Annotated in this window: 28 protein-coding genes, 1 other RNA gene and 1 pseudogene; 17 read left to right on the top strand and 13 right to left on the bottom strand. The window is 68.2% G+C overall.

The annotated features are described in order from the left end of the window. Window positions 1-24 precede the first annotated feature (24 nt). Genes mtgA through KX816_18275 form a run of 6 tightly spaced genes read right to left on the bottom strand, consistent with a single transcriptional unit; the run spans window position 25 to window position 4564 of the window. Window positions 25-723, bottom strand: coding sequence for a monofunctional biosynthetic peptidoglycan transglycosylase (gene mtgA, locus KX816_18300; GenBank protein ID QXQ06112.1), 699 nt, complete (start codon window positions 721-723; stop codon window positions 25-27). Window positions 724-780: 57 nt separating this feature from the next. Beyond that, window positions 781-2016 carry an FAD-dependent oxidoreductase gene (locus KX816_18295; protein QXQ06111.1) on the bottom strand — a complete coding sequence of 412 codons (1236 nt, stop codon included), beginning with the start codon at window positions 2014-2016 and terminating at the stop codon, window positions 781-783. Then, on the bottom strand, window positions 2003-2356 hold the full coding sequence (locus KX816_18290) for a DUF86 domain-containing protein (protein QXQ06110.1): 354 nt from the start codon (window positions 2354-2356) through the stop codon (window positions 2003-2005). The genes KX816_18295 and KX816_18290 overlap by 14 nt, the downstream gene beginning before the upstream one ends. Then, window positions 2353-2643, bottom strand: a complete 291-nt coding sequence (locus tag KX816_18285; protein ID QXQ06109.1) for a nucleotidyltransferase family protein — start codon at window positions 2641-2643, stop codon at window positions 2353-2355. The genes KX816_18290 and KX816_18285 overlap by 4 nt, the downstream gene beginning before the upstream one ends. Window positions 2644-2674: 31 nt before the next feature. Further along, complete coding sequence (rpoH, locus tag KX816_18280) at window positions 2675-3580, bottom strand: RNA polymerase sigma factor RpoH (protein ID QXQ06108.1); 906 nt, start codon at window positions 3578-3580, stop codon at window positions 2675-2677. A 30-nt stretch (window positions 3581-3610) separates the two neighbouring features. Next, on the bottom strand, window positions 3611-4564 hold the full coding sequence (locus tag KX816_18275; GenBank protein QXQ06107.1) for an RluA family pseudouridine synthase: 954 nt from the start codon (window positions 4562-4564) through the stop codon (window positions 3611-3613). Between the two features lie 18 nt (window positions 4565-4582). Between KX816_18275 and KX816_18270 the strand changes: the two genes are divergently transcribed. From KX816_18270 to KX816_18255, 4 genes are read left to right on the top strand one after another with little or no spacing between them, the layout of a single operon-like run. Continuing rightward, on the top strand, window positions 4583-4966 hold the full coding sequence (locus tag KX816_18270) for a M67 family metallopeptidase (protein QXQ06106.1): 384 nt from the start codon (window positions 4583-4585) through the stop codon (window positions 4964-4966). A gap of 4 nt (window positions 4967-4970) precedes the next feature. After that, window positions 4971-5183 (top strand): cold-shock protein, encoded by a 213-nt coding sequence (locus KX816_18265; protein ID QXQ06105.1) that lies wholly within the window; start codon window positions 4971-4973, stop codon window positions 5181-5183. A gap of 10 nt (window positions 5184-5193) precedes the next feature. Further along, a complete protein-coding gene (locus KX816_18260; GenBank protein ID QXQ06104.1) occupies window positions 5194-5832 on the top strand; it encodes a LysE family transporter in 639 nt (212 codons plus the stop codon). Beyond that, window positions 5829-6407, top strand: coding sequence for a hypothetical protein (locus tag KX816_18255; GenBank protein ID QXQ06103.1), 579 nt, complete (start codon window positions 5829-5831; stop codon window positions 6405-6407). The genes KX816_18260 and KX816_18255 overlap by 4 nt, the downstream gene beginning before the upstream one ends. On the opposite strand, the gene KX816_18250 is transcribed toward KX816_18255, so the two are convergent. Beyond that, window positions 6380-7045, bottom strand: coding sequence for an SDR family NAD(P)-dependent oxidoreductase (locus KX816_18250; GenBank protein ID QXQ06102.1), 666 nt, complete (start codon window positions 7043-7045; stop codon window positions 6380-6382). The genes KX816_18255 and KX816_18250 overlap by 28 nt on opposite strands. 81 nt (window positions 7046-7126) lie before the next feature. Here KX816_18250 and KX816_18245 point away from each other — a divergent pair, with 81 nt between their 5' ends. From KX816_18245 to KX816_18230, 4 genes are read left to right on the top strand one after another with little or no spacing between them, the layout of a single operon-like run. After that, a complete protein-coding gene (locus KX816_18245; GenBank protein ID QXQ06101.1) occupies window positions 7127-7852 on the top strand; it encodes a DnaJ family molecular chaperone in 726 nt (241 codons plus the stop codon). Further along, on the top strand, window positions 7849-8742 hold the full coding sequence (locus KX816_18240) for an EamA family transporter (GenBank protein ID QXQ06100.1): 894 nt from the start codon (window positions 7849-7851) through the stop codon (window positions 8740-8742). Before KX816_18245 ends, KX816_18240 begins: the two co-directional genes overlap by 4 nt. Continuing rightward, window positions 8739-9419 (top strand): N-acetylmuramoyl-L-alanine amidase, encoded by a 681-nt coding sequence (locus KX816_18235; GenBank protein ID QXQ06099.1) that lies wholly within the window; start codon window positions 8739-8741, stop codon window positions 9417-9419. The genes KX816_18240 and KX816_18235 overlap by 4 nt, the downstream gene beginning before the upstream one ends. 5 nt (window positions 9420-9424) lie before the next feature. Beyond that, window positions 9425-9661: a phage baseplate assembly protein V gene (locus KX816_18230; protein QXQ06098.1), complete on the top strand. Its 237-nt coding sequence runs from the start codon at window positions 9425-9427 to the stop codon at window positions 9659-9661. Window positions 9662-9664: 3 nt separating this feature from the next. Here KX816_18230 and KX816_18225 read toward each other — a convergent pair whose 3' ends face one another. After that, on the bottom strand, window positions 9665-9934 hold the full coding sequence (locus KX816_18225; GenBank protein ID QXQ06097.1) for a hypothetical protein: 270 nt from the start codon (window positions 9932-9934) through the stop codon (window positions 9665-9667). 68 nt (window positions 9935-10002) lie between these two features. Here KX816_18225 and rnpB point away from each other — a divergent pair. From rnpB to glf, 3 genes and pseudogenes are all read left to right on the top strand, one after another. Beyond that, window positions 10003-10403: RNase P RNA component class A (gene rnpB / locus KX816_18220), an RNA gene on the top strand. A 168-nt stretch (window positions 10404-10571) separates the two neighbouring features. Continuing rightward, window positions 10572-11411 (top strand): CoA ester lyase, encoded by an 840-nt coding sequence (locus KX816_18215; protein QXQ06096.1) that lies wholly within the window; start codon window positions 10572-10574, stop codon window positions 11409-11411. Between the two features lie 284 nt (window positions 11412-11695). Beyond that, window positions 11696-13898 (top strand): annotated as a pseudogene (gene glf, locus KX816_18210) (UDP-galactopyranose mutase). Between the two features lie 188 nt (window positions 13899-14086). Here glf and KX816_18205 read toward each other — a convergent pair. Beyond that, window positions 14087-14509 (bottom strand): YciI family protein, encoded by a 423-nt coding sequence (locus KX816_18205; GenBank protein ID QXQ06095.1) that lies wholly within the window; start codon window positions 14507-14509, stop codon window positions 14087-14089. A gap of 366 nt (window positions 14510-14875) precedes the next feature. Between KX816_18205 and typA the strand changes: the two genes are divergently transcribed. The 4 genes from typA to KX816_18185 all read left to right on the top strand — a co-directional run bounded on the left by typA (window position 14876) and on the right by KX816_18185 (window position 17764). Beyond that, on the top strand, window positions 14876-16714 hold the full coding sequence (gene typA, locus KX816_18200) for a translational GTPase TypA (GenBank protein QXQ06094.1): 1839 nt from the start codon (window positions 14876-14878) through the stop codon (window positions 16712-16714). Between the two features lie 84 nt (window positions 16715-16798). Beyond that, entirely contained in the window at window positions 16799-17092 is a 294-nt protein-coding gene (locus KX816_18195; protein ID QXQ06093.1) for a hypothetical protein, read from the top strand. Further along, window positions 17092-17289 (top strand): YqaE/Pmp3 family membrane protein, encoded by a 198-nt coding sequence (locus KX816_18190; protein ID QXQ06092.1) that lies wholly within the window; start codon window positions 17092-17094, stop codon window positions 17287-17289. The genes KX816_18195 and KX816_18190 overlap by 1 nt, the downstream gene beginning before the upstream one ends. 43 nt (window positions 17290-17332) lie before the next feature. Then, window positions 17333-17764, top strand: a complete 432-nt coding sequence (locus KX816_18185) for a nucleoside deaminase (GenBank protein QXQ08665.1) — start codon at window positions 17333-17335, stop codon at window positions 17762-17764. Here KX816_18185 and KX816_18180 read toward each other — a convergent pair. The 4 genes from KX816_18180 to KX816_18165 form a co-directional block, all read right to left on the bottom strand. Then, the gene (locus tag KX816_18180; GenBank protein QXQ06091.1) at window positions 17761-18183 is read right to left on the bottom strand and encodes an FKBP-type peptidyl-prolyl cis-trans isomerase; all 423 of its coding nucleotides are present in this window, start codon (window positions 18181-18183) and stop codon (window positions 17761-17763) included. The two genes, KX816_18185 and KX816_18180, sit on opposite strands and share 4 nt — an antisense overlap. Next, window positions 18176-19036, bottom strand: a complete 861-nt coding sequence (locus KX816_18175) for an SMP-30/gluconolactonase/LRE family protein (GenBank protein QXQ08664.1) — start codon at window positions 19034-19036, stop codon at window positions 18176-18178. Before KX816_18175 ends, KX816_18180 begins: the two co-directional genes overlap by 8 nt. Window positions 19037-19307: 271 nt before the next feature. Next, window positions 19308-19682: a PEPxxWA-CTERM sorting domain-containing protein gene (locus KX816_18170; GenBank protein ID QXQ08663.1), complete on the bottom strand. Its 375-nt coding sequence runs from the start codon at window positions 19680-19682 to the stop codon at window positions 19308-19310. Window positions 19683-20125: 443 nt separating this feature from the next. After that, window positions 20126-20368, bottom strand: a complete 243-nt coding sequence (locus tag KX816_18165; GenBank protein QXQ06090.1) for a hypothetical protein — start codon at window positions 20366-20368, stop codon at window positions 20126-20128. Between the two features lie 171 nt (window positions 20369-20539). Here KX816_18165 and KX816_18160 point away from each other — a divergent pair, with 171 nt between their 5' ends. Together KX816_18160 and KX816_18155 are read left to right on the top strand one after the other, a co-directional pair. Next, window positions 20540-22453: an ATP-binding cassette domain-containing protein gene (locus tag KX816_18160; GenBank protein QXQ06089.1), complete on the top strand. Its 1914-nt coding sequence runs from the start codon at window positions 20540-20542 to the stop codon at window positions 22451-22453. Between the two features lie 86 nt (window positions 22454-22539). After that, complete coding sequence (locus tag KX816_18155) at window positions 22540-23322, top strand: hypothetical protein (protein ID QXQ06088.1); 783 nt, start codon at window positions 22540-22542, stop codon at window positions 23320-23322. Window positions 23323-23544 lie beyond the last annotated feature (222 nt).

Below are 23544 nucleotides of genomic sequence, written 5' to 3'. Positions count from 1 at the left end.
AAACAAGTAATTTTGGTTAAGGCGTTAGCCTCGGAGGCAGGAGTCGATGGCCTCGCGGCGGACGACGCGGATGCGCTTCTCGATGGCGCGGGCATGGCGACGGTTGGCGCCGTGCAGGTCGGCGGCGTCGCGCTTGATCGGCTGGGGCAGGATGGTGACCAGCCGCGCCGCCTGTTGCGCGGTCAGTCTGCCGGCGCTGCTGCCGAAATAATGCCCAGCGGCGGCGTCGACGCCGTAGATGCCGGGGCCCATCTCGGCGATGTTGAGATAGACCTCCATGATCCGCGGCTTGCCCCAGATCGCCTCGATCAGGACGGTGAAATAGGCCTCCAGACCCTTTCGCACCCACGACCGATCGGGCCACAGGAAGGCGTTCTTGGCGGTCTGCTGGGAGATCGTCGAGCCGCCGCGAAGTTTCTTGGACTCGGCGTTGCGCTCGAACGCCTTGCTGATCGCGTTCATGTCGAAGCCGTTGTGATTGCAGAAGTTCGCGTCCTCGGCGCCGATCGCGGCGCGCGGCACGGCGTTGGCGATCTCGGTAAGCGGCACCCAGTTGCGCTCCACATGCTGGCCATGGATCGCGTCACGCGCCATCGGCCAGGTGATCGGCGGATCGACCCAGCGGTAGGCGACGACCCACAATACGCTGAGCAGCACGAGCCCGACGATGCCGATCACCACCAGCCGCAGAAACCGCCCGAAAAGACCCCCGACGGCGGACACTGCTGAACTTGCTCCCCCGTTAGCCACGCCGCCATTGTGCGGGTGCAGCACGCAGCGTCAAGCGCGACCGAGGCTCGCCAGCACTTCGTCGGCGGCGCGGACCCCGGTGGCGTGCGCGCCGTGCGCGGTGCCGATGTCGACCGGATGTGTCGCCTCGCCGGCGAAAAAGATGCGGTCCGCGACCGGGACGGCGAGGTGGAACCGCGCCCCGCGCCGGCCCGGGCGGGCATAGGACCAGGCCCCGCCGATGTACGGCTCGTCGTGCCAGCGGCTGATCGCCAGCGGGCGCAGGCGGTCGCGCCAGTTCGAGCCAAGCAGGCCGGTCAGTTCGCCGATCATCGCATCGGCTGTGCCAGCCTCGCCACTGGCTTCGAGGTCGGCGGCATAGGGGCCGCCATAATAGCATTCGATCACCGGCCAGCCGAAGGGGCGGAGGCGATGGCTGGCCGAGCGCGCCTCGCCGGGGCGGCCGCGGAGGTGCCCGTTGGTCGGCAACTCGTCGGCGCCCTCGACGGCGAGGAACAGTTTGCCGACCCGGCCCATCGGCAGGTCGGCAGCGGCAGCGACGACGTCGGGAATGCCGGGCGTGAACCTGATGGCGCCGGAGGCGAGGATGCCGCTCGAAACCGTGACGATGACCCGCGAGGCCTCGACGATCCCGCCCGGAGTCGTCACCCGCACGCCGCTACCGACGACCTCGACCGCCGAAACCGGCGTGCCCAGTCGCATATCGAGGCCGTCGGCGGCGCGCGCGACCGCGGTGCCGTAGCCCTCAAGAATCCGCCAATTGTTGGTCGAGGCCTCGCTGTCGAAGGCGTGGTGGTCGTGCAGCGAGACTTCGCCCGCGCTCGCTCCGTCGAGATAGCCGACGACCGCGTCGATCGCGCCGGCCCAGCGACCGGCAGCAGGGAGCGCCGCAGACAGCGGCACGTCGTCGCCCGCCGCCAGGCGCACCACCTCGTCGTCGAAGGCTTCGAACGCGCGCCTGAAGTCGGCATGGTCAGCAGGTGGCAACCCGAGGTCGCGCCACTGCCGGTCCCAGCCCGGGTTCGACCGGTCGACCGTCAGCCCGGCCTCCTCGGCGAGTCCGACCCACGGATTGCGCTCGGCGGAATGCAGCCAACCGCAGCCGAGGTCGAGCGCCAGCCCCTCGCGCACGACGGTGTGCGCGCGCCCGCCGATGCGGCCGGACGCTTCGAGCACCAGCACGGATACACCGCCCGAGCGCAACCGGCGCGCCGCCGCGATCCCGGCAGCGCCTGCGCCGATGACGATGACGTCAGGCGTCGGCATCCAGGACCATTTCGACCCAGGTCAGGAGCGGGGGCAGGTCGACGTCGACGGTGTCCCAGACGACCTCCCAGTTCAGGTCGTAATAGCCGTGCGCGATGCGATTGCGCATGTTGCGCATGCTGGTCCAGCGCACATCCGCGTGCGACGATGCGAAGACTGGATACTCGACAGCGATCGTTGTTGCGATCTCGCCAATGACGACGATCATCATGGCGACGGCACTCTGTTGCAGCGACGAAGCCAGGAACTCGTCGCGCGTCAGGCCCTCGACATAGTCGATAGCATTTCGTCCGCATTCTTGCATCTGGCGCAGCAGCTTTCCGACACGCGCATCGATCACAATGGGCGGGCGGCGGCGACCACATCGGCGCGGATGTATTTCGAGAGATCGCCCGGTGTCACCAGATCGACCCGCACACCGAGGAGGTTCTGCAACTCCCCATAGAGGTCTCCGAGATCGAACAGGGTCGTACCGGGCAAAGCGTCGACAAGCAGGTCGAGATCGCTGTCCTCGGTATCCGTACCCGCAGCCACTGAGCCGAACACGCGCGGATTGACCGCGCGGTGCGCGGCGATCAGCGCGCGCACCGCGTCCCGGTGCAGGTCGAGGGCGGCGGAGGGTCTCACCCCGCCGCCCTAGCACACTCGGACGACAGGTTCACGCCAGCTCGAGCAGCCGGCGCTCGCCCGCGAGGTTGCGGATGCCCTTCTGAAGCTTCTCGAAGGCGCGCACCTCGATCTGGCGGACACGCTCGCGGCTGATGCCGTACTGCTGCGACAGCTCCTCGAGCGTCTCCGGGTCGTCGACCAGACGGCGCTGGGTCAGGATGTGCTTCTCGCGGTCGTTCAGTCCCTCCATCGCGTCGACAAGCATGGCGTGGCGCTGGGTGCGCTCCTGCTCGTTGGCGACGATCTCGTCCTGGATCGGGCCGGTGTCGGTCAGCCAGTCCTGCCACTCGCCCTCGCCCTCCTCGCGCAGCGGCGCGTTGAGCGAGGTATCGCCGCCCATCGACATGCGGCGGTTCATCGAGATGACCTCGTCGTTGGTCACTCCGAGCGTCGTCGCGATCTTCTCGACGTCGGCCGGCTTCATGTCGCCGTCCTCCATCGCGTCGATCTTGCCCTTGAGTCGGCGCAGGTTGAAGAACAGCTTCTTCTGGGCCGCCGTCGTGCCGATCTTAACCAGGCTCCACGAGCGCAGGATGTATTCCTGGATCGAGGCGCGGATCCACCACATCGCATAGGTCGCGAGGCGGAAGCCGCGCTCGGCGTCGAACTTCTTGACGCCCTGCATGAGTCCGATGTTGCCCTCGGAAATCAGCTCGGCGACGGGCAGCCCATAGCCGCGGTAACCCATGGCGATCTTGGCAACCAGGCGCAGATGGCTGGTCACCATCTTGGCGGCGGCATCGGGGTCCTGGTGCTCGGCCCAGCGCTTGGCGAGCATGTACTCCTCCTCGGGCGCGAGCAGCGGGAACTTGCGGATCTCTGACAGATAACGGTTGAGGCCAGCCTCGCCGCCGAGGGCGGGGATGGACGTGATCTTGGCGGGAACATTAGCCATGGGGGCTTCCCCTTTCTCTACTTGAGGTCGTCAAACGGAAAGACGACCGATTAGGTCCACTATATCGACGGGCAGCGGTGACGCGAAAGATAGTTTTCCTTGGGTAATGGGATGGACGAACCCCAGTGTCGCGGCGTGGAGCGCTTGCCGCCTGAAATTGAGTTCGGTCAGAACGACCCTTTGGTTACCCTTTGCGCCCCCATAAAATGGGTCGCCGAGCAGCGGGTGGCCGATCGACGCCATGTGCACGCGGATCTGATGGGTTCTCCCCGTTTCCAGCCTGCACTCTACGCGCGCAGCATTGAACAACCCCTGAACGGTACGGTAGTGAGTGATCGCGTGCTTGCCGCGACCGTCGGCTACGATCGCCATTTTCTGGCGGTTCGCGCTCGAGCGGGCGAGGGCTCCCTCGATGCGCCCCGCGGGCGGGACCGGGATGCCCGCAACGATCGCCGTGTAGAGCCTTTCCACCGTATGCGCGGCGAATTGCCGCGACAGGCCCTCGTGCGCTGGATCGGTCTTGGCGACGACCAGCAGGCCCGAGGTGTCCTTGTCGATGCGGTGGACGATGCCGGGCCGTGCCACGCCGCCGATGCCCGACAATTTGCCGGCGCAGTGGTGAAGCAGCGCGTTGACCAAGGTCCCGTCGAAATTGCCCGCCGCCGGGTGGACGACCAGTCCCGCGGGCTTGTCGACGACGAGCAGATGCTCGTCCTCGAAGACAACCGTCAGCGGGATATCCTGCGCTTCGCTGTGCGACGGACGCGCCGGCGGAATGTGCACCGTGAAGGCATCGCCCGCCGCGACCTTCTTGGCCGGGTCGCGCGACAGACCTGCGGGGCCCTCGACCTCGCCCGAGGAGATCAGCGCCTTAAGTCGCTCGCGCGACAGCGTCGGGATCGACACCGCAAGTGCGCGGTCGAGGCGCCAGCCGGCCATCTCCGGGGTCACCTGAACGCGCTGAATCGACTTTGGCTCCCCCATCCCCTAGCCGATGTCGGGATGAAGTTCGTGATTGCAAGCGGCGCAAGCGAGCAGATCCGCGATCATGCGCGGCGCGAGCACCCGCGTGAGGCGTGCGGGCTGCTGATCGGGTCGCCTGGCAACGTCGTCCGCGCCGAGCCGACAGCGAATTTTGCCCTCGACCCGGAGCGCGGCTTCGAGATCGACCTGGCGGCTCTCCTGCACTGGCACCGGGCGGCGCGCGGCGAGGGGCTGGCGGTGATCGGGCATTATCACTCGCATCCGAACAGGCTGGCGCGACCTTCGACCACCGACGCGGCGCGGGCGGCGGAGGACGGGCAGCTGTGGGTGATCGTCGCCGATGATGCCCTCACCGGCTGGCTGCGCAACGCGACCGGCTTCACGCCCGTTGAGCTGAGCTGAGCTGATGGCGATCGGCGAGGTCAAGTGGTTCAACCGCAAGAAGGGATTCGGCTTCATCCGCCCCGACCTCGGCCCGCGCGATGTCTTCGTCCACGTCTCGGCAGTCCACCGCGCCGGGCTCGAGGCTCTCGAGGACGGCCAGCGCGTCGAGTTCGAACTGACCCAGCTCGGCGACGGGCGGCTTCTTGCGACAGGGCTCCGCGTCGCCCCGACATGACCGAAACCGCGTGATCGACCTCAGCAACGCCTACCTGCCGGCGGGCATCGGCATCGGGCTCGCCGCGGCGGCACCGGTGGGACCGATCAACCTGCTGGTCATCCAGCGCACCCTGACCCGCGGCCAGCCGGCGGCGCTGCTGACCGGGTCGGCGGGCGCGTTGGGCGATGCGATCTTCGCTGCGGTCGCGGCCTTCGGGCTCGGCGCGGTGCGGCTCCTGCTCGCCGAGCACGGTGGCATCATCCGCATCGTCGGCGGGCTGATCATGCTGGTCTTCGCCGTCGTCGTGTGGCGGGCGAGCCCGCACATCGGCGAGCCCGAGCGCGAGCTGCCGACGCCGCGGCTGACGGCGATGGTGCTCGGCATGACACTGACCAATCCCGCGACCCTGTTCTTCTTCCTGGGCAGTTTCGGGGCGATCGGCTTCGACGCGATCGGCCACGGCTCGCCGCAGCGGCTGCTCAATTCGGCGATCGTCGTCGGCGGTGTTTTCGGTGGCTCGATGCTGTGGTGGGTGGTGATCAGCACGGCGACCCGCGCTTTGCGGGAACGTGTCACCGATCTTCATCTATTGTGGCTAAACCGGCTCACCGCAGCCGCCTTGGCAGCGTTTGGCATAGCCGCCATCGTCGCCGGGATAACAAGATGAGCCTCGCCGCACTGCTTGCGCGCCGATTGTGCCACGACTTCGCCGGACCTGCCGGTGCGATCGGCACCGCGGTCGACATGCTCGGTGACGCGCCCGATCCGGAGCTGCTCGAGCTTGCCGCCGACAGCTCGGCGGCGTTGACCGCGGCGCTCGAGCTTTACCGCTACGTGCTGACCCCGTCCGCGGAGCCGCTTGCCGCGGCCCGTGCCAAGGCGCTGGTTTCGGCGTGGCTGGCGTCGCGGGGCGAGGTGACGCTCGACTGGTCCGACGAAGATGCACCATGGCCGCCGGGTTTCGCAGCGCTGACCGCGGGGCTGGCGATGGTCGCGGCCGAGGCGGCGCCGCGCGGCACGGTGCTGGTGATCGAGGTCGGCAATGTCGTGGCGACGGGAACGACTCTGCCCGGCGAGGTCGTCGCGGCGCTTGGCGGCGAACTCGTGACGACGACCCGGGCATCGCTGGCCGGAGTGCTGGCGGAGCAGGCGCGCGATGCCGGGGTCGTGCTCGACACCGGCAATGCGGACGGCACCGCTCGGCTGACCGCGAGCTACCAGTCGAGCCGGTTGCCGCGGTAGTCGAGGAAGCGAGCGCGGCCCGTCGGCGTCAGTCCCGCGATGATCGTCCGCATCCCGGCGACCGAATCGGCGACCTCGACGGGCGCGCCGGCACCGCCGATCGCCGTCTTGACCCAGCCCGGATGGATGGCCGCCACCGCGATCCGCCGCGCTTTCCACGCGATCGCCAAGTTCATCAGCGCCATGTTGAGGGCTACCTTCGACATCCGGTAGCTGTACGAGCCACCGCCGGAGTTGCCGCCGATCGATCCCATCATCGACGACAGCGCGACGAAGCTGCCGCCATCCTTCAACGAATTGGCGAGGGCCTGCGCCGCGAGCAGCGGGCCGAGCGCGTTGACGGCCATCACCCGGGTCCATTCCGCCGGATCGAGCGCATCGAGGCCGGCTTCGCGCGAGCCGACGCCGGCGTTGACGACGACGAGATCGATGGTGCCGGGCCGACCCGCCAGCGCGACCAGCGAAGCTTCGTCGGTGATGTCGGCGACGGCGACCTCGACGCCCGCCAAGGCTTCGAGTGCCGCACCATCCTCGGGCCGCCGGACTGTCGCGATGACCTCCCAGCCATCGGCGGCGTAAACGCGGGCGAGTTCGTGGCCGATGCCGCGGCTGGCTCCGATGACGATCGCACGCGGCATGACGGCAACTCCGGCAGGGTGACTTTCGCACTTCTAATCGCCTAAGACCGTGAGGCGTCAAGACGGAGAGGGTGCGACCAGGTGAGCGCGTGGGACACGGTGATCGGCACCGCTGTCGGGCTGTTGTCCGGCGGGCGGACCGGCGTGCTCGCCGCGGTCTCGCAGGGCCGCGCACTGGTCGAGCGCCGCCTCAGCCGCCCCGACCGCCGCCAGGTCGCCTTCACCATCGCCGCGATCGCGCTGGCCGCCAAGATGGCCGCCGCCGACGGCACGCCCACGGCGGCCGAGTTCGCGACCTTCGAGCGGCTGTTCCGGGTGCCCGAGGTGGAGCGCCCCAATGCGGCGCGCTTCTACCGGCTGGCGCAGGGCTCGGTCGCCGGCTTCGAGGCCTATGCCGACCAGGCGGCGGCGCTGCTCGGCGCGGGTTCGCCGATGCTCGAGGACCTGCTCGAGGCGCTGCTGCTGATCGCCAAGATCGATGGCATTCACCCGGCCGAGCTCGCCTATCTCGATGCCGTCGCGCCGCGGCTCGGATTCGATGCCGCCGCCTACGCCCGCATCCGCGCCCGGCACCTCGCGGCGGCGCCCGACGACCCGTGGCTGGTGCTCGGGGTCGAGCCCGGTGCCGACGCCGACACCGTGCGCGCCGCCTACCGCGCGCTGGTCAAGCTCCACCACCCCGACCGCCACATCGCCGAGGGCACGCCGCCCGAGTTCATCCACGTCGCCGAGCACCGGATGGCGGCGATTAATGCCGCCTACGCGGTCCTGCATCCGCGTAACCCTGCCGATCCGGCCGGCGGATGAAGCGCACCCACCTGCTCGCCATCCTGTTGATCGACCTGATCTGGGCGGGGAACATCGTCGCCATCAAGTTCGCAGTCGAGGCGATCCCGCCGCTGATGGCCGTGACCCTGCGCTATACGATCGTGCTGCTGTGCTGTGCGCCGTGGGCGCGGTGGCTGCCCGGGCGGATGCCGGCGATCGCGGGCACCGGCGTCGTTGCCGGGGCGCTGTTCATGGGGCTCGGTGCGCTCAGCTACTCGCTCGCCGACAATGTCTCGGCGCTGGCCATCGCGGGGCAGGTCGGGGTGCCCTTCAGCCTGATCCTCGCGGTGATCTTCTACCACGAGCGCATCCACTTCATCCGCATCACCGGCATCCTCCTCGCCTTCGCCGGGGTCGGCGTGCTGGCCTTCGATCCGCGCATCTTCGACGAGCGCGTCGGGCTGCTGCTGACGGTCGCCGCGGCCCTGTGCTGGGCGATCGGCAACCTGCTGTTCCGGCGGCTGCAGGGGGTGTTCGTGTTGACCATCCACTTCTGGCTGGCGGCGGTGTCGATCCCGCTGCTCGCCGCCGCCAGCCTGGTCTTCGAACCCGGCGCGCTCCTCAACGTCGCGGCGGTGCCGCTGCACACCTGGGGCTGGCTGGTGTATTCGGCGGTCGGTGCCTCGCTGATCGGGCACGGCGGCATGACCTGGCTGTTCCAGCGCTACCCGGTGTCGACGGTGGCACCGCTGACCCTGCCGACGCCGCTGCTCGGGGTGATCGTCGCGGTGCTGGTGTTCGGCAACGCGGTGACGCCGATCATGGTGGTCGGCGGGCTGCTGACGCTGGCGGGCATCGCGATCATCACGCTGCGCACCTCGCAGGCCCGCGATCGCACAGCCCCGGCGCGCGAAGAGCAAGCCGCATGATCGCCAACACCATCGCCTGCGCGAGTCCGAACTTCGATGTCCGGGCGCTGCCGGTGACGATGGTCGTGCTCCACTATACCGGCATGACCGACGCCGCCGCGGCGCTCGACCGGCTGACCGATCCCGCCGCCAAGGTCTCGGCGCACTACGTCGTCGCCGAGGACGGGCAGGTGTTCGCGCTGGTCGACGAGGCCGACCGCGCCTGGCACGCCGGCCGCAGCTGGTGGCGCGGGGTCACCGACATCAACTCCGCCAGCGTCGGCATCGAGATCGTCAACCCGGGCCACGAGTTCGGCTACCGGCCGTTCCCCGTCCAGCAGATGGACGCCGTCGAAGCACTGCTGGCGGGCATCGTCCAGCGTCACGCCGTTGCTCCCGCGCTGGTCGTCGGCCACAGCGACATCGCGCCGGCGCGCAAGGACGATCCGGGCGAGCTGTTCGACTGGCCGCGACTGGCGCGGGCCGGGCTGGCGCTGCCGATCCCGGCGATGGGCATCGACCCAAAGTGGACCGACGCGGGCTTCATCATGGCGCTCGGGCGCTTCGGCTACGATACCACCGAGGCGACCCCGGCGGTGGTCGCGTTCCAGCGCCGCTTCAGGCCGCGCGACTGGTCGGGAGCCATCGACGCCGAGTGCCGGGCGCTGTTGTACGGGCTGCTCAAACCGGAAGGGTGATGGACATGATGGACGGTACGAATGGCGGCGTGTTCCGCGCTACGGTGGTCGACACCGACGATCCCGAGGCGCGTGGCCGGGTGCGGTTCACCCAGCCCGCTGGCGACGGCGAGGCTTCGGACTGGGCGGAGGTGCTCGTCACCGGTGCCCCGGCGTTCGAGCCCGGCACGACGGTGATCGTGGCGAACGAGGGCGGCGATCCGTCACGGCCGATCGTGCTGGGCGCGCTGGCCCAAGGCTGAGCCTCAGCTCTGCGGCACGCTCGTGTATTGCGCGTTGGCCTTGTCGCCGCCGAGACCGGACGGGAGGTCTGAGTGCTTGCCCGGCTTGCCGGGTTTGCCAGGGTTCGACGGACCGCCACTGGAGTCGGCTGCATCGACCGGCGGGCCGCCGATGTTGACGCCCTTGTCGGCGGCCTTCTGGTATTCGCCAAGGCCTTTGCGGACGCTGGCGCACCCGGCAAGGGTGGCGGCAAGCAGGACGGCAACCATGGCGGCGTGGGCGAGTGTGCGCATGCGGTCCACTAGGCGCGGCGGCCAAGACTTGGCAAGCGTTCGGTACGGGGCTAGGCATCCGTCGCGCGCCAGAGGATTGGACGGCCGCCGCCGTGGTGACACGGGGGAGGAAAGTCCGGGCTCCACGCAACGACGGTGCCGGGTAACCCCCGGCGGGGGCGACCCCAGGGACAGTGCCACAGAGAGCAGACCGCCGATGGGTATTTTCGGATATCACAGGCAAGGCTGAAAGGGTGCGGTAAGAGCGCACCGCGCGACGGGTAACCCGAGCGGCAAGGTAAACCCCACCGGGAGCAAGACCGCATAGGGGCGGCACCGGTCCGGACCCTCGGGTGCGGACCAGGGCAGGAAGCGGCCCGATCGCCCGGGTTGGTTGCTTGAGGCGGTCAGTAATGGCCGTCCTAGAGGAATGGCCGTCCACGAGGCTTCGGCCTCCGGACAGAACCCGGCTTACAGGTCCTCTGGTGCGCAGCGGAGCGGCCGAAGCAGCGGAGTGAACGCGCTTGCGTTCGCGATGCAGCGCACGGACTCGCCCGCTGCCGGCCGGCGGGCCGGCGGCCCCACCGCCGAACCCGTCCGACGGCGCGGCTTTGCCGCGACCCTTCCTATCGCGCGCCAACGCTGGCACTGACCTCGGATGCCAACCCCCCGCCGCTCCATCCTCTACCTCCCGGCCAGCCGCGACTCCGCGGTTGCCAAGGCGCGAACGCTCGACTGCGACTGCGTCATCCTCGATCTCGAGGATGCGGTGGCGCCGGACCAGAAAGTCGCCGCCCGCGCCAAGGCCGTCGCCGCCATCCGCGCCGGCGACTGGGGGCACCGCGAAGTCCTGGTCCGCGCCAACGGCATCAACACCGAATGGGCACCCGCCGACTTCGCCGCCGCCCGCGAGGCCGGTGCCGCAGCGGTCGTCGTTCCCAAGGTCGACAGCGCGGCGGAGGCGGTCGAGGCCGTCCGCATGGCCGGCGGCGTGCCGGTGTGGGCGATGATCGAGACGCCGCGCGCCGTCATCGAGGTTGCTGCCATCGCTGCGACCCCGGGCATCGCCGCTCTCGTTGCCGGATTCGCCGACCTGTCGAAGGACCTCGGCCTGCGCCCGGATGCCGCACGGACGCCGCTTCACTACAGCATGTCGGCGATCGTCATCGCGGCGCGCGCGGCCGGCATTCTCGCTTTCGACGGGGTGTTCACCGACATCCGCGACGAGGCCGGGTTGCGCACCGAGGCGAGGCAAGCGCGGATGTTCGGCTTCGACGGCAAGACGCTGATCCACCCTTCGCAGGTCGACGTCGTCAACGCGGTGTTTGCCGCGACTCCCGAGGAGATCGCCGCAGCGACGGGCCTGCTCGCCGCCTACGAGGCTGCCGTCGCAGAGGGCCGGGGCGTCACCACTTACGACGGCAAGCTCGTCGAGGTGCTGCATGCGGCCGCCGCCCGCCAGCTGCTTGCGACCGCCAACGCACGGGCGCGGCGCTGACCTGCTCCAGAGGGTGCGGCGCCCGCGCCGCACCGCAGCATCGCCGCGCAACCCCGGGAACGAATTAGGCAATTCTCCGTTTGGTGTGAGGTGCCCGCCTGGCGCCGGTCCTCGTTGGGCCAAATCGCTATTTTTAACTTAAACCGGGAGCCCCGATGACGGTCTTCGCCGCGCCTGCGGACGTGCGTCCGGAACCCACTAACCGCCGCGAATCGATACGGCCGACCTTAATCGTGCTGTCGCACCTACGGTGGGATTTCGTTACGCAGCGGCCCCAGCACCTTATGACCCGCGCCGCCCGCGATTTCGAGGTGATCTTTCTCGAGGAGCCGGTGTGGGTCGACGGCGGCGAGCCCCGCAGCGAAACCCTTCCGCGCGACGCTGTCACCGTCATTCAGCCGATCCTGCCGCACGGCACCGACGGCGCCGATGCCGTCGACCACCAGCGCCACATACTCGACCGCCTTGTCGCCTCCGCCAAGGGCCCGGTAGTGCTGTGGTTCTACACGCCGATGGCGCTGCCGTTTGCGCGCCACGTGCCCGCCGACCTGATCGTCTTCGACAAGATGGACGAGTTGTCCGCCTTCCAACACGCCCCGCCGCTGCTGCTTGCGCTTGAGCAGGAATTGCTCGAACTCGCCGACGTCGTGTTCACCGGCGGTGCCTCGATGCATGAGGCGGCCGCCCACCGCCACGCCAATATCCATTGCTTCCCGTCTTCGATCGACGTCGCGCATTTTGCCTCGGCACGCGATGGCGGCCTGGCCGATCCTGCCGACCAGGCCGGGATTGCCGATCCCCGCGTCGGCTTCTTCGGGGTCATCGACGAGCGCTTCGATATCGAGCTGTTGCGGAATGTTGCCGCGCTCGCGCCTGACGTCCAGTTCGTGATGATCGGCCCGGTCGCCAAGATCGATCCGGCGACGCTGCCCAAGGCGCCGAACATCCACTGGCTCGGCGGCAAGTCCTATGAGGAGCTGCCGGCTTACCTGGCGGGCTGGAACGTCGGCTGGATGCCGTTTGCGATCAACGACGCGACCCGGTTCATCTCGCCGACCAAGACGCCCGAGTTTCTCGCCGCCGGGCTGCCGGTGGTGTCGACCGCGATCCGCGATGTCATCCGTCCCTACGGCGAGGCCGGTCTTGTCGAGCTCGCCTCGACCCCGGAGGAGACGCTGGCGGCGCTGGTCAAGGTTCTCAGTCGCCCGCGCCTCGACTGGCTGGCGGCGGTCGACGCACAGCTCGCGCAGGGCTCGTGGGACCGGACGTGGGCCGCGATGCACGTCGAAATGGACAAGATCCTGAGCGCCGCCGCTACGGCCGCGCCAAAGCTGGAGGTGGCGGATGTTTGATTGGGTGATCGTCGGTGCGGGCTTTGCCGGTGCCACCCTTGCCGAACGTATCGCCAGCGAGCGCGACGAGAAGGTACTGGTCATCGACCGCCGCCCGCACATCGGCGGCAATGCCTATGATCGGCACAACGACGACGGCCTGCTGGTCCACCAGTATGGCCCGCACATCTTTCACACCAACAGCCAGATGATCTTCGACCACCTGTCGAAGTTCACCGAGTGGCGAAAGTACGAGCACCGCGTTCTCGGCAAGGTCGACGGCATGGAAGTGCCGATCCCGATCAACCTCGACACCGTCAACATGCTGTACGGCCTGAACCTGACCAGCGAGGAACTGCCGGCGTGGTTCGCGTCGAAGGCCGAGCACCCCGCCGAGATCAAGACGTCCGAGGATGTCGTCGTCTCGGTCGTCGGCCGCGAGCTGTATGAGAAGTTTTTCCAGGGCTACACCCGCAAGCAGTGGGGCATGGACCCGTCGGAGCTCGACAAGTCGGTGACGGCGCGCGTGCCGACGCGCACCAATCGCGACGACCGCTATTTCACCGACGAATTCCAGTACATGCCCAAGCACGGCTACACCCGGATGTTCGAGAAGATGCTCGATCACCCGAACATCAAGGTGATGACCCAGACCGACTATGCCGACATCCGCAACGAGGCCAGCTTCAAGCGCCTGATATGGACCGGCCCTGTCGACGAGTATTTCGGCTTCCGCCACGGCAAGCTGCCCTACCGCAGCCTGAAATTCCGCCACGAGACGCTCGACGTCGAGCAGGCGCTGCCGACCGGTACCGTCAACTATCCGCAGACCGAGGCCTACACAAGGATCAGCGAATACAAGCACATGACCGGCCAGGTGCACCCCAAGACGGCGATCACCTACGAATACCCAAGCGCCGAGGGCGACCCCTACTACCCGATCCCGCGCCCGGAGAACGCCGAGCTGTACAAGAAGTACGAGCGCCTCGCGATGGCGACCCCGAACGTCTGGTTCGTCGGCCGGCTGGCGACCTACCGCTATTACAACATGGACCAGGTGACGGGCCAGGCGCTCGCCACTTTCCGCCGCATCCAGGAGGCGCTGCCGGTCGGCGCGGACGTCGTGCCGATCACCAAGGTCGTCGCGGCGGAATAGGGGGGCCCCGGCCACGCTCTTCCGGGTCGGCTCGGACGTGACGCGGGACCGAGTTAACCCAGCGCTTGGTTTCCGTGGTTAGCTGGGTCCGGGGTCAAGTCCGGGATCACGATGGGATTCATCGGGTTCCGGCAAACGACTGAACGTGGTCACTCGGTCGCTTCAATCCGCGGCTGGCATCGGGAGGCTTAGCTTCCGCCAATGCGCCCCCGCAACTTTTCCTCGTGCGCCATCAGCTCCGGCGTCAGCGCTTCGCCGAAGTCCGCAGCTTCGAAGATCGGCCGGATCTCGATTACGCTCGGGCCGGGCATCGGGTTGGGGCAGCGCTGCACCCACTCGACGGCCTCGGCCATGTCCCTGACCTGCCAGATCCAGAACCCGGCGACGAGGTCTTCGGGCGGTCCGAACGGGCCCTCGTTGACGGTGCGCTGCGTGCCGTCGAAGCGGACGCGACTGGCCTTGCTCGACGGGTGCAGTCCGTCGCCAGTGACGAGGATGCCGGCATCGACCAGCGCCTCGTTGAACTTGCCCATGGCGGCGAACATCTCGGTGGTCGGCATCGAGCCGGCCTCGCTGTGCGCGGTTGCCTTGACCAGGACCATGACACGCATTCGGGGTCTCCTGCTGCTATTGGCGCGACTATGCGCCATGCGTACCGGTCGGGTCGATACCGGATCGGTCCCGCGCCCGGCCAGGCGCCCTGCATGTCCTACAGACACGCCTATATGGTACAGTGGAAGGCGACGCCCCTGTCGCAAGGACACGCCATGATCCGCGCCATCCTGAAGCTCGCCTGCATTGCACCGGGCGGCGGTGCGAAACTATCAAATAAGCGTGAACATCCTACCATTCGGCGATCCGCGCTCCGGCGACGCGCCGGCTACTTCGACCCTTGGCCTTCCGCTCCACCTTGTTGCGACGCACAATCTCGGCTAAGGGCACCGCCTTCCGCACACTCTTCCCGAAGGCCTTCCCGCATGCGCTTGCGCAACATCGCGATCATCGCGCACGTCGACCATGGCAAGACGACCCTCGTCGACCAGCTGTTCCGCCAGTCCGGTACCTTCCGCGACAACCAGCGCGTCGCCGAGCGCGCGATGGATTCGAACGATCTCGAGAAAGAGCGCGGCATCACGATTCTGGCCAAGTGCACGTCGATCGAGTGGACCGACAAGACCACCGACGTCACCACGCACATCAACATCGTCGACACCCCCGGCCACGCCGACTTCGGCGGCGAGGTCGAGCGCATCCTGTCGATGGTCGACGGTGTCGTGCTGCTCGTCGATGCCGCCGAAGGCCCGATGCCGCAGACCAAGTTCGTCACCGGCAAGGCGCTCGCGCTCGGGCTTCGTCCGATCGTGGTCGTCAACAAGATCGACCGCCAGGACGCTCGCGCCCAGGAAGTCCTCGACGAAGTCTTCGACCTGTTCGTGAACCTCGAGGCGACCGACGCCCAGCTCGACTTCCCGGTGATCTTTGCCTCGGGCCGCAACGGTTATGCCGGCCGCGATTCGGAAGTCCGCTCGGGCGACCTGACGCCGCTGTTCGAGACCATCGTCTCGCACGTGCCGCCGCCCGCCGCCGACGTCGACGGCGAGTTCAAGATGCTGGTGTCGCTGCTCGACCGCGACAACTTCGTCGGCCGCATCCTGACCGGGCGCATCCTGTCGGGGACGCTCAAGCTCAACACCCAGATCCGCGCGCTGAACCCCGAGGGCGTCGTCGTCGAGGAAGGCCGCGCGTCGAAGATCTTCGCGTTCCGTGGCCTCGAGCGCGTCCCCGTCGACGAGGCTCATGCCGGTGACATCATCGCGCTCGCAGGCTTCAGCAAGGCGACTGTCGCCGACACCATCGCCGATATCTCGGTGACCGAGCCGCTGCACGCCCAGCCGATCGATCCGCCGACGCTGTCGATGACCTTCGCGGTCAACGATTCGCCTTACGCAGGGCGCGACGGCTCCAAGGTCACCAGCCGGATGATCTTCGACCGCCTGATCCGCGAAGCCGAGGGCAATGTCGCGGTCAAGATCACCGAGAGCGCGTCGAAGGACGCCTTCGAAGTCGCCGGCCGCGGCGAGCTCCAGCTTGGCGTGTTGATCGAGACGATGCGCCGCGAGGGCTTCGAGCTGTCGATCTCGCGTCCGCGCGTGATCTATGGCCAGGACGAGCACGGCAAGCGTACCGAGCCCTACGAAACCGTCGTCATCGACGTCGACGAGCAGTATTCGGGCACCGTCGTCGAAAAGATGGCGGGCCGGAAGGCCGAGATGACCGACATGCGGCCCTCGGGCGGCGGCAAGACCCGGCTGACCTTCACGGCGCCGGCGCGCGGCCTGATCGGCTATCACGGTGAATTCCTGTCCGACACCCGCGGTACAGGCATCATGAACCGGCTGTTCGACAAGTACGGCCCCTACAAGGGCCCGGTGTCGGGTCGCGGCAACGGCGTGCTGATCTCGACCGAGACGGGCGAGGCGGTCGGCTACGCGCTCGGCTACCTGCAGCCGCGCGGTACGCTGATGATCGAGCCCGGCGAAGCGGTCTATCAAGGGATGGTCATTGGCGAAAACGCCCGTGACGAGGACCTTGAGGTCAACCCGCTGAAGTCGAAGGCGCTGACCAACTTCCGCGCCAGCGGCAAGGACGACGCGATCCAGCTCAGCCCGCCCAAGCGCCTGACGCTCGAGCAGGCGATCGCCTACATCGACGAGGACGAGCTGGTCGAGGTGACGCCTAACTTCATCCGCCTGCGCAAGATCCACCTTGAGCCCAACGAGCGCAAGCGCGCCTCGCGGGCGAAGAACGCCGCATAGCGGGAGCTGCCTAACCCTTCCCGGATTGAACTTTCGCGGGCCTCGTCAGTTGACGCCGCAACGAGTTCAACAAGGGAATGGGTCATGGCGGAATACGAAACGGTGCGTGATGCGGCCGGCAATCCGGTCGTCGTCGAGCGTCGGCGCGGCGGCGGCGGTATTGGCTGGCTCGTCGTGCTGGTGATCATCGCGGCGCTGGTCTGGGCGGCATTCCACTACGGCCTGATCGGCAGCAGCGGCGGTTCCCTGCCGACGGTCGCGGTCAGCGGCGGCGAGGCCCCCAAGATCACCACCGGCAGCATCGACGTCGGCAGCAAGACGACCACCGTCGAGACGCCTACCGTGACCGTCAACAAGGCGCCGGACGCCAAGAACTGATGGCTGACACGCTCAACGAGCCGTCGGCGAACACCGTCCTGATGGTGATCGCCGCGATCCTGCTGCCGCCGCTCGCGGTGTTCCTGGCGCGCGGCATCGGCACCGACTTCTGGATCAACGTCGTGCTGACGATCTTGGCTTGGGTGCCCGGCGTGCTGCACGCACTGTGGGTGGTGCTGGCGCAGCGGAGGGTCTAGGCGGCGGGGCGTGATGCCCCCCGCTTTCCCACCATCCCCCGGCATGGCGGCGGCGTTTGCCGAAGCTCAGGCAGCAGGCGAGCGCGGTGAAGTTCCGGTCGGGTCCGCGATCGTCGGCCCCGGCGGCGAGGTGATCGCCCGCGCCGGCAACCGCACCCGCGAGCTTCAAGATCCAACGGCACACGCTGAGCTGCTCACGATCCGCGCAGCCTGCGCCCGGACCGGCAGCGAGCGCCTGATCGGTCACGACCTCTACGTCACGCTGGAGCCCTGCCCGATGTGCGCCGCAGCGATCGGCTTTGCCCGCATTGCCCGACTCTACTACGGCGCGCCGGACCCCAAGAGCGGCGGCGTCGACCACGGCCCGCGTATCTTCACCCAGCCGAGCTGCCACCACACGCCCGACGTCTACGGCGGCATCGGGGAAACGGCGTCGGCAGCACTCCTCCGCGCGTTCTTCGCGGCGCGGCGCTAGGGCTGCTCGACCCCGACCAGTTCGACATCGAAGATCAAGGTCGCGTTCGCCGGGATGGCGTCGCCGGCGCCCTCGACCCCGTAGCCCAGGTCGGGCGGGATGGTCAGCGTCCGCTTGCCGCCGACCCGCATCCCGACGATGCCCTGGTCCCAACCGGCGATAACCTGTCCGGCGCCGAGCGGGAAGTCGAGGAAGCCGCCGCCGTGGCCCTCGCTGCTGTCGAACTTGACGCCGCGCTTGCCGCCGTTCGACAGCCAGCCGGTGTAGCGGACGCGCACAACGGTGCCGGGTGCAGCAATCGGCCCGCGCCCGACGACGGTGTCGACGATCCCGAGCGGTGCCGCCGGGGCCTGCGCCACCAGCGGAGCCCCGACCGCAAGTAGGGCTGCCGCGAGTCCTCCGCGCCACCAACTACGCATAATGTGCCAATCTCAATCCGGGCCGCGGCCACCGGCATTTGGCCAGCTTGCCGGTCGTCGACAGTGTCACCCAGGCGTCCATCATGTCGTCGCCGCCGAAGCAGATGTTCGTCGTCAGCAGGTCGGGGAAGTCGAAGAACTCCTGCCCCCCGGTCGCCGGATCGACCGAGCAGACGCCCGGATGCTCGACCAGGGTCGCCTGCGCGATGTTGCCGTTGGCCTCGATCGCCAGGCTGTCGAGCAGGATGCGCCCTGGCCAGCTGGTGACGACGTGACCAGGCAGCGCGGCGAGGGCGGAGGGCGCGACTTCGCCCGGGCCGACTACCGCGAACGACAGCAGCAGGCGCTCCTGCGTGTGCGCCGCGTAGACGGTGCGGCCATCGGGCGACAGGCCGACGCCGTTGAGGTTCGGCCCGCGCACCGCGCAGACGATGCTCGACCCGTCGGGCTTCGCATAGAAAAGCCCGCCGTGCGCGGTCTGGGTGTGGAAATGCTTGCCGAGATCGGTGAACCAGAAGCCGCCGTGCGCGTCGAAGACGATGTCGTTGGGACCGGACAGCGGCACTCCGTCGCAGGTGTCGTACAGCCGCTCGACCGTGCCGGTGCCGAGGTCGATGCGCTCGATCCGCCCGGTGGTGTAGTCGCTCGCCGCGCCGCCGGGCAGCATCATGCCGCCCGCGGTATCCCAGGTGAAGCCGCCGTTGTTGCAGACATACAGCGCACCGTCGGGGCCGACCGCGGCACCGTTGGGGCCGCCGCCCGGCGTCGCGATGATCTCGGTGCGGCCGTCGGGATGAACGCGGGTGATGCGCCCGGCCATGATCTCGACGACGACGACCGAGCCGTCCTGCATCCACACCGGCCCTTCCGGGAAGGCGAGGCCCTCGGTGACGATGCTGTGCGGATGGAGGTTGGTCACCGGGTCAGGCCGGCTTCAGCGTGCCCTTGGTCGACGGGTTGGCGGCGATCGTCTTGACCTTTTCCTTCTTGGGCTTGCGCGTTTCCTTGCCCGGCTTCGAAGCACCCTTGGCCATGTTCGTCCTCCCACAGTCGTTGGCACGGAGTTATCGCCAAGGTCGCGCCTTTGGCAAGCGCGGAGCGGAACCCGCCCTGCCCGGTAGGCACTACCCGGAGATGGCCCAGCGCAGCGTGCGCCGTCTGCGAAGCTTGACGCCGAGTGCACCAAATCCCGCGAGCATCAGCGCCCACGCGGCCGGCTCCGGTACCGCCGACGGCCCGATGACGATGTTGTCGACTGACCAGTAACCGGTGCTAGGCCTGCCGAACGTCAAGGAAACGAGATCGTCGAAGCCCGTGAGGCTGAAGTTCTGAAAGGCGTGTGTCAGGTCGAAAGCGGCCGTAACCTGCGATCCGTCGGCGCGAAGCCCGGTCAGGAGCAGCGACTCAGGAGTGGTCAGGTCGTTCCGCGATTTGGCATCGAAGCTGGTGACGAAGAAGTTGCTGCCGTCCACCGGGGTCAGCACGGTGTCGTCGTCGATGTAGGAGAGGAATTATTCCCCCGTTTGCCGGGCTCGTCGGTGCCATGGTGCTGACGTAAGTGCAGCATACCTCGGCGGCATTCTTGATCTGAAACCCCTGGGTCAGGACGGGGATGTTCTGGAATGGGATGGGCCCGCTAGTCGAGGGCAGCAACTCTTCGAAGGTCAGCACGGTGGCGGCCACGGAAGGATGCGCCGGCGAAAGTGGCAGCGGCGGGGGTTGGATCGACCCCATATAGCCATCGGTCGATCCGACCCGGATCCAATTGCCCGGATTGTTGATGTCCTCGATTTTCGACCCCATCGTATAAGAGGTCTCCGAGTTGCCCTACAGACTATACTCGGCACCGGTATCGACAGTGAACAGCACGCCGTCCGAATCGAGCAGGTGAGGACCGTCGAAATAGACGTTGTCGAGGTTCCAGCGGCCGCCGAGAGAGAGATTAGGTGTTCGGAGCGTTCGGGTTGGCGATCAAGCCGGTGATCGGGTGCTGGTTGACGTGCCCGGATAGCGACAGGATATCGTAGCCGCCGCGCGTATTGAGCACATCCGCGGTCGTGAACAGGAAGCTGGCGGTTGTCACAGGACCCAGCGTGCTGGTGTAGGTAGCCCCGTACACCGCGGCCTGCGCCGGCATGGTCGCCAGCGCGCATACGACGCCAAGCGTCGCCGTTGTAAGCTTCATCGCAGGTGCCCTCCGCGGCTCGATCGGAGCCGTAACGAACTTATGGCACGCTTTCGATGGCAGGCGAAACTACTCTTGCATGCCGACCGCCGAAGCGGGCCGGCCTGGCTGAGACGGGCTGTCGCGCCGGAGGGTGCGCTGCAGCATCAACCTGTGCTACAGGCCCCGCCCATGCTGACTATCGATAATGTGACCGTTCGCCTCGGCGGGCGGGTGATCCTCGACAAGGCCACCGCGGCGCTGCCGACGCGGGCGCGTGTCGGGCTGATCGGGCGCAACGGCGCGGGCAAGTCGACGCTGATGAAGGTCGTCGCCGGGCTGCTCGATCCCGACGAGGGCCAGGTCTCGATGCCCAAGGCCGCGCGCATCGGCTACATCGCGCAGGAGGCCCCCGCCGGCACCAAAACGCCGTTCGAGACCGTGCTCGCGGCCGATACCGAGCGCGCCGCGCTGATCGCCGAGGAGGAGGCCCAGCACGCGGCCGAATTCTCGGGCGGCCACGAGGACGCCCACCGCATCGCCGAGATCCACGAGCGCCTGAACGCCATCGACGCGCACACCGCGCCAGCACGGGCGTCGCGTATCCTGGTCGGGCTCGGTTTCGACGAGGACGCGCAGCACCGGCCGCTCGACAGCTTCTCGGGCGGCTGGAAGATGCGCGTCGCGCTGGCGGCGCTGCTGTTCTCGGCGCCCGACATGCTGCTGCTCGACGAGCCGTCGAACCACCTCGACCTCGAGGCGACCCTGTGGCTCGAGGACTTCCTCAAGAACACGCGCTCGACGATGCTGGTCATCAGCCACGAGCGCGACCTGCTGAACAACGTCGTCGACTACATCCTCCATCTCGAGGGCGGCAAGACGACCCTGTACGCGGGCGGCTACGACAGTTTCGAGCGGCAGCGGTCAGAGCGGCTGGCGCAGCTGGCGGCAGCACGCGAGGCGCAGGCCGAGCAGCGCTCCAAGCTGCAGGACTATATCGCGCGGAACTCGGCGCGCGCCTCGACCGCCAAGCAGGCGCAGTCGCGGCAGAAGGCGCTGGCCCGGATGCAGCCGATCGCCGAGGCCGCCAACGATCCGTCGCTGGTCTTCGACTTTCCGTCGCCCGCCGTGCTGAAGCCGCCGCTGATCCAGCTCGAGCAGGCCGCCGTCGGCTATGACGGCAAGGCGATCCTGGAGCGGCTCGACCTGCGGCTCGACCCCGACGAGCGGCTGGCGCTGCTCGGGCGCAACGGCAACGGCAAGACGACGCTGGCGCGGCTGCTGTCGGGGCAACTCGAAGCGATGGCGGGGTCGATGGCGGCCCCGGGCAAGCTCAAGGTCGGCTATTTCACCCAGTACCAGGTCGAGGAACTCGACACCGACGCGACCCCGCTGCAGCACATGAGCCGCCTGATGAAGGGCGCGTCGCCGTCGCAGGTGCGTGGCCAGCTCGGGCGATTCGGCTTCTCGGGCGTCATGGCCGAGCAGAAGATCGGCAAGATGTCGGGCGGCGAGAAGGCCCGGCTGGCGCTGGCGCTGATCACCCGCGACGCGCCGCACCTGCTGATCCTCGACGAGCCGACCAACCACCTCGACGTCGATGCGCGCGAGGCGCTGGTGCAGGCGCTCAGCGGCTTCGGCGGCGCGGTCGTCGTTGTCAGCCACGACCGCCACATGATCGAGGCGTCCGCCGACCGGCTGGTCGTCGTCGACAACGGGCGGGCGCTCGATTTCGAGGGTTCGCTCGACGACTACACCGCGCAGGTCCTCGGCAAGGGCGACGCCCGGCCCGAAGGTTCGGTGGGGGCAAGCAAGGCGGACAAGAAGGCCGAGCGCCGCGCCGCCGCACAGGCGCGCGAGGCGACCGCGGCGCTGCGCAAGGCGGTGCAGACGCACGAGGCCGAGACCGCGCGCCTGACCCAGCGGCGCTCGGCGATCGACCGGGCGCTATTCGACCCGTCGACGGCTCTGCCCGGCGACCAGAAGCGTACCTCCGCCGACCTTATGCGCGAGCGCGGCGAGTTGGAGCGGACGCTGCAGAAGTCGGAGGCCGCGTGGCTGGCGGCGAGCGAGGCTCTCGAAGTCGGGATGGCGGCGGCGGCCTGAGGTTCGATCCGGCGCGCAACAACGCGCCGCCGCAGCCGTCCTTCCCGACTGGCGCCGCGTACTCGGTGAGCCACGGGGAGCAAGCCATGTCCGTCGCGCACCTGATCCCCGCCGACCTCGCGAACGACATGGCCGAGCTCGCCGAGCACATCGCGGCAGGGCGTTTCGAGGCGATCCTCGGCGACCTCGCGGCCCCGGCAGGCGCGGCGGCATGCGCCCCCGGGAGCATCCGCGACCGCATCGCCGGCGCGGTGCGGGGCGGGTGCGGCTCGGGGACGTTCGCCGACCATGCCGATCCCGTCGCCGCGCGCCTCGACCGGCTCGACCCGGCCGCGCGCGCGGTCGCGGTGTTCATGCTGCTGCCGAGCGCCGGGGACCACACGCTGCGTCGGACGACCGAAAGCAACTTCGCCTTCGTCGTGCGGCTGCTCGGGTCGCGCGCCGTGGTCTGGCACATCGCCGGCGAAACCGGGGACCGCGCCGAATTGCCGGGCTGGCGCGATGCGGCGCTGGCGGTGGCGTCCGACGCGTTGCCGGTGGCGTGGCGCTATCTTGCGGCGGTGCCGGATGCGGCCGGTTGGCTCGGACATTATTTCGCGGGCGGGCCGCATCCGGTCGACGACGGGCGCTATTTCACGGTCGCCGAAGCCGACGGTCATGTCGTCCGCGATGCCCGGTCGGGTACCGCCGTGCTGGCCGGCGAGCCTGCCGAGTGCCGACGCTGGGCGGCGCGGCTCAACCGGCATCCGGTTGCCGCGATGCCGCTGCGCTGGCTGATCGCGACACAGCGGCACGGTGCCGCCAAGCATTCGCCAACAACGGCAAGACTGCGGAACCCCTCGCGGGCCTACAGTCATACGGCTGGGTAAAAACACCCTCTGTCGATGCCGCCTCGCCACGATTACATCCAACACTTGGGTAGGACATCAGCGGCGCGAAACAATCTAGAATCGCAAAGAAACGATATTGCCGGTGACGCGTACTGGTATTAGATCAGGTTCGGTGTTATTCCCACCTAACGCACTTTTATATGCCGGCTACGTAACGACGTAGAGCTACAGATCACTGGAATATCATATCTTGCTGCAAAT

The organism is Sphingosinicellaceae bacterium, assembly GCA_019285715.1.
Lineage (GTDB): Bacteria > Pseudomonadota > Alphaproteobacteria > Sphingomonadales > Sphingomonadaceae > Glacieibacterium.
Note: the sequence above shows the minus strand (reverse complement) of the source record. Positions and strands in the feature narration are given on the sequence as shown.

Bases quoted from the DNA above. Each gene is read 5' to 3' on its own strand.
- KX816_18295 (QXQ06111.1), bottom strand. From the start codon at position 2,016: ATGCCGACGCCTGACGTCATCGTCATCGGCGCAGGCGCTGCCGGGATC.
- rpoH (QXQ06108.1), bottom strand. From the start codon at position 3,580: ATGGCTAATGTTCCCGCCAAGATCACGTCCATCCCCGCCCTCGGCGGC.
- KX816_18275 (QXQ06107.1), bottom strand. From the start codon at position 4,564: ATGGGGGAGCCAAAGTCGATTCAGCGCGTTCAGGTGACCCCGGAGATG.
- KX816_18270 (QXQ06106.1), top strand. From the start codon at position 4,583: ATGAAGTTCGTGATTGCAAGCGGCGCAAGCGAGCAGATCCGCGATCAT.
- KX816_18265 (QXQ06105.1), top strand. From the start codon at position 4,971: ATGGCGATCGGCGAGGTCAAGTGGTTCAACCGCAAGAAGGGATTCGGC.
- KX816_18255 (QXQ06103.1), top strand. From the start codon at position 5,829: ATGAGCCTCGCCGCACTGCTTGCGCGCCGATTGTGCCACGACTTCGCC.
- KX816_18250 (QXQ06102.1), bottom strand. From the start codon at position 7,045: ATGCCGCGTGCGATCGTCATCGGAGCCAGCCGCGGCATCGGCCACGAA.
- KX816_18240 (QXQ06100.1), top strand. From the start codon at position 7,849: ATGAAGCGCACCCACCTGCTCGCCATCCTGTTGATCGACCTGATCTGG.
- KX816_18235 (QXQ06099.1), top strand. From the start codon at position 8,739: ATGATCGCCAACACCATCGCCTGCGCGAGTCCGAACTTCGATGTCCGG.
- KX816_18230 (QXQ06098.1), top strand. From the start codon at position 9,425: ATGATGGACGGTACGAATGGCGGCGTGTTCCGCGCTACGGTGGTCGAC.
- KX816_18225 (QXQ06097.1), bottom strand. From the start codon at position 9,934: ATGCGCACACTCGCCCACGCCGCCATGGTTGCCGTCCTGCTTGCCGCC.
- KX816_18215 (QXQ06096.1), top strand. From the start codon at position 10,572: ATGCCAACCCCCCGCCGCTCCATCCTCTACCTCCCGGCCAGCCGCGAC.
- KX816_18205 (QXQ06095.1), bottom strand. From the start codon at position 14,509: ATGCGTGTCATGGTCCTGGTCAAGGCAACCGCGCACAGCGAGGCCGGC.
- typA (QXQ06094.1), top strand. From the start codon at position 14,876: ATGCGCTTGCGCAACATCGCGATCATCGCGCACGTCGACCATGGCAAG.
- KX816_18195 (QXQ06093.1), top strand. From the start codon at position 16,799: ATGGCGGAATACGAAACGGTGCGTGATGCGGCCGGCAATCCGGTCGTC.
- KX816_18190 (QXQ06092.1), top strand. From the start codon at position 17,092: ATGGCTGACACGCTCAACGAGCCGTCGGCGAACACCGTCCTGATGGTG.
- KX816_18185 (QXQ08665.1), top strand. From the start codon at position 17,333: ATGGCGGCGGCGTTTGCCGAAGCTCAGGCAGCAGGCGAGCGCGGTGAA.
- KX816_18180 (QXQ06091.1), bottom strand. From the start codon at position 18,183: ATGCGTAGTTGGTGGCGCGGAGGACTCGCGGCAGCCCTACTTGCGGTC.
- KX816_18175 (QXQ08664.1), bottom strand. From the start codon at position 19,036: ATGCAGGACGGCTCGGTCGTCGTCGTCGAGATCATGGCCGGGCGCATC.
- KX816_18165 (QXQ06090.1), bottom strand. From the start codon at position 20,368: ATGAAGCTTACAACGGCGACGCTTGGCGTCGTATGCGCGCTGGCGACC.
- KX816_18160 (QXQ06089.1), top strand. From the start codon at position 20,540: ATGCTGACTATCGATAATGTGACCGTTCGCCTCGGCGGGCGGGTGATC.
- KX816_18155 (QXQ06088.1), top strand. From the start codon at position 22,540: ATGTCCGTCGCGCACCTGATCCCCGCCGACCTCGCGAACGACATGGCC.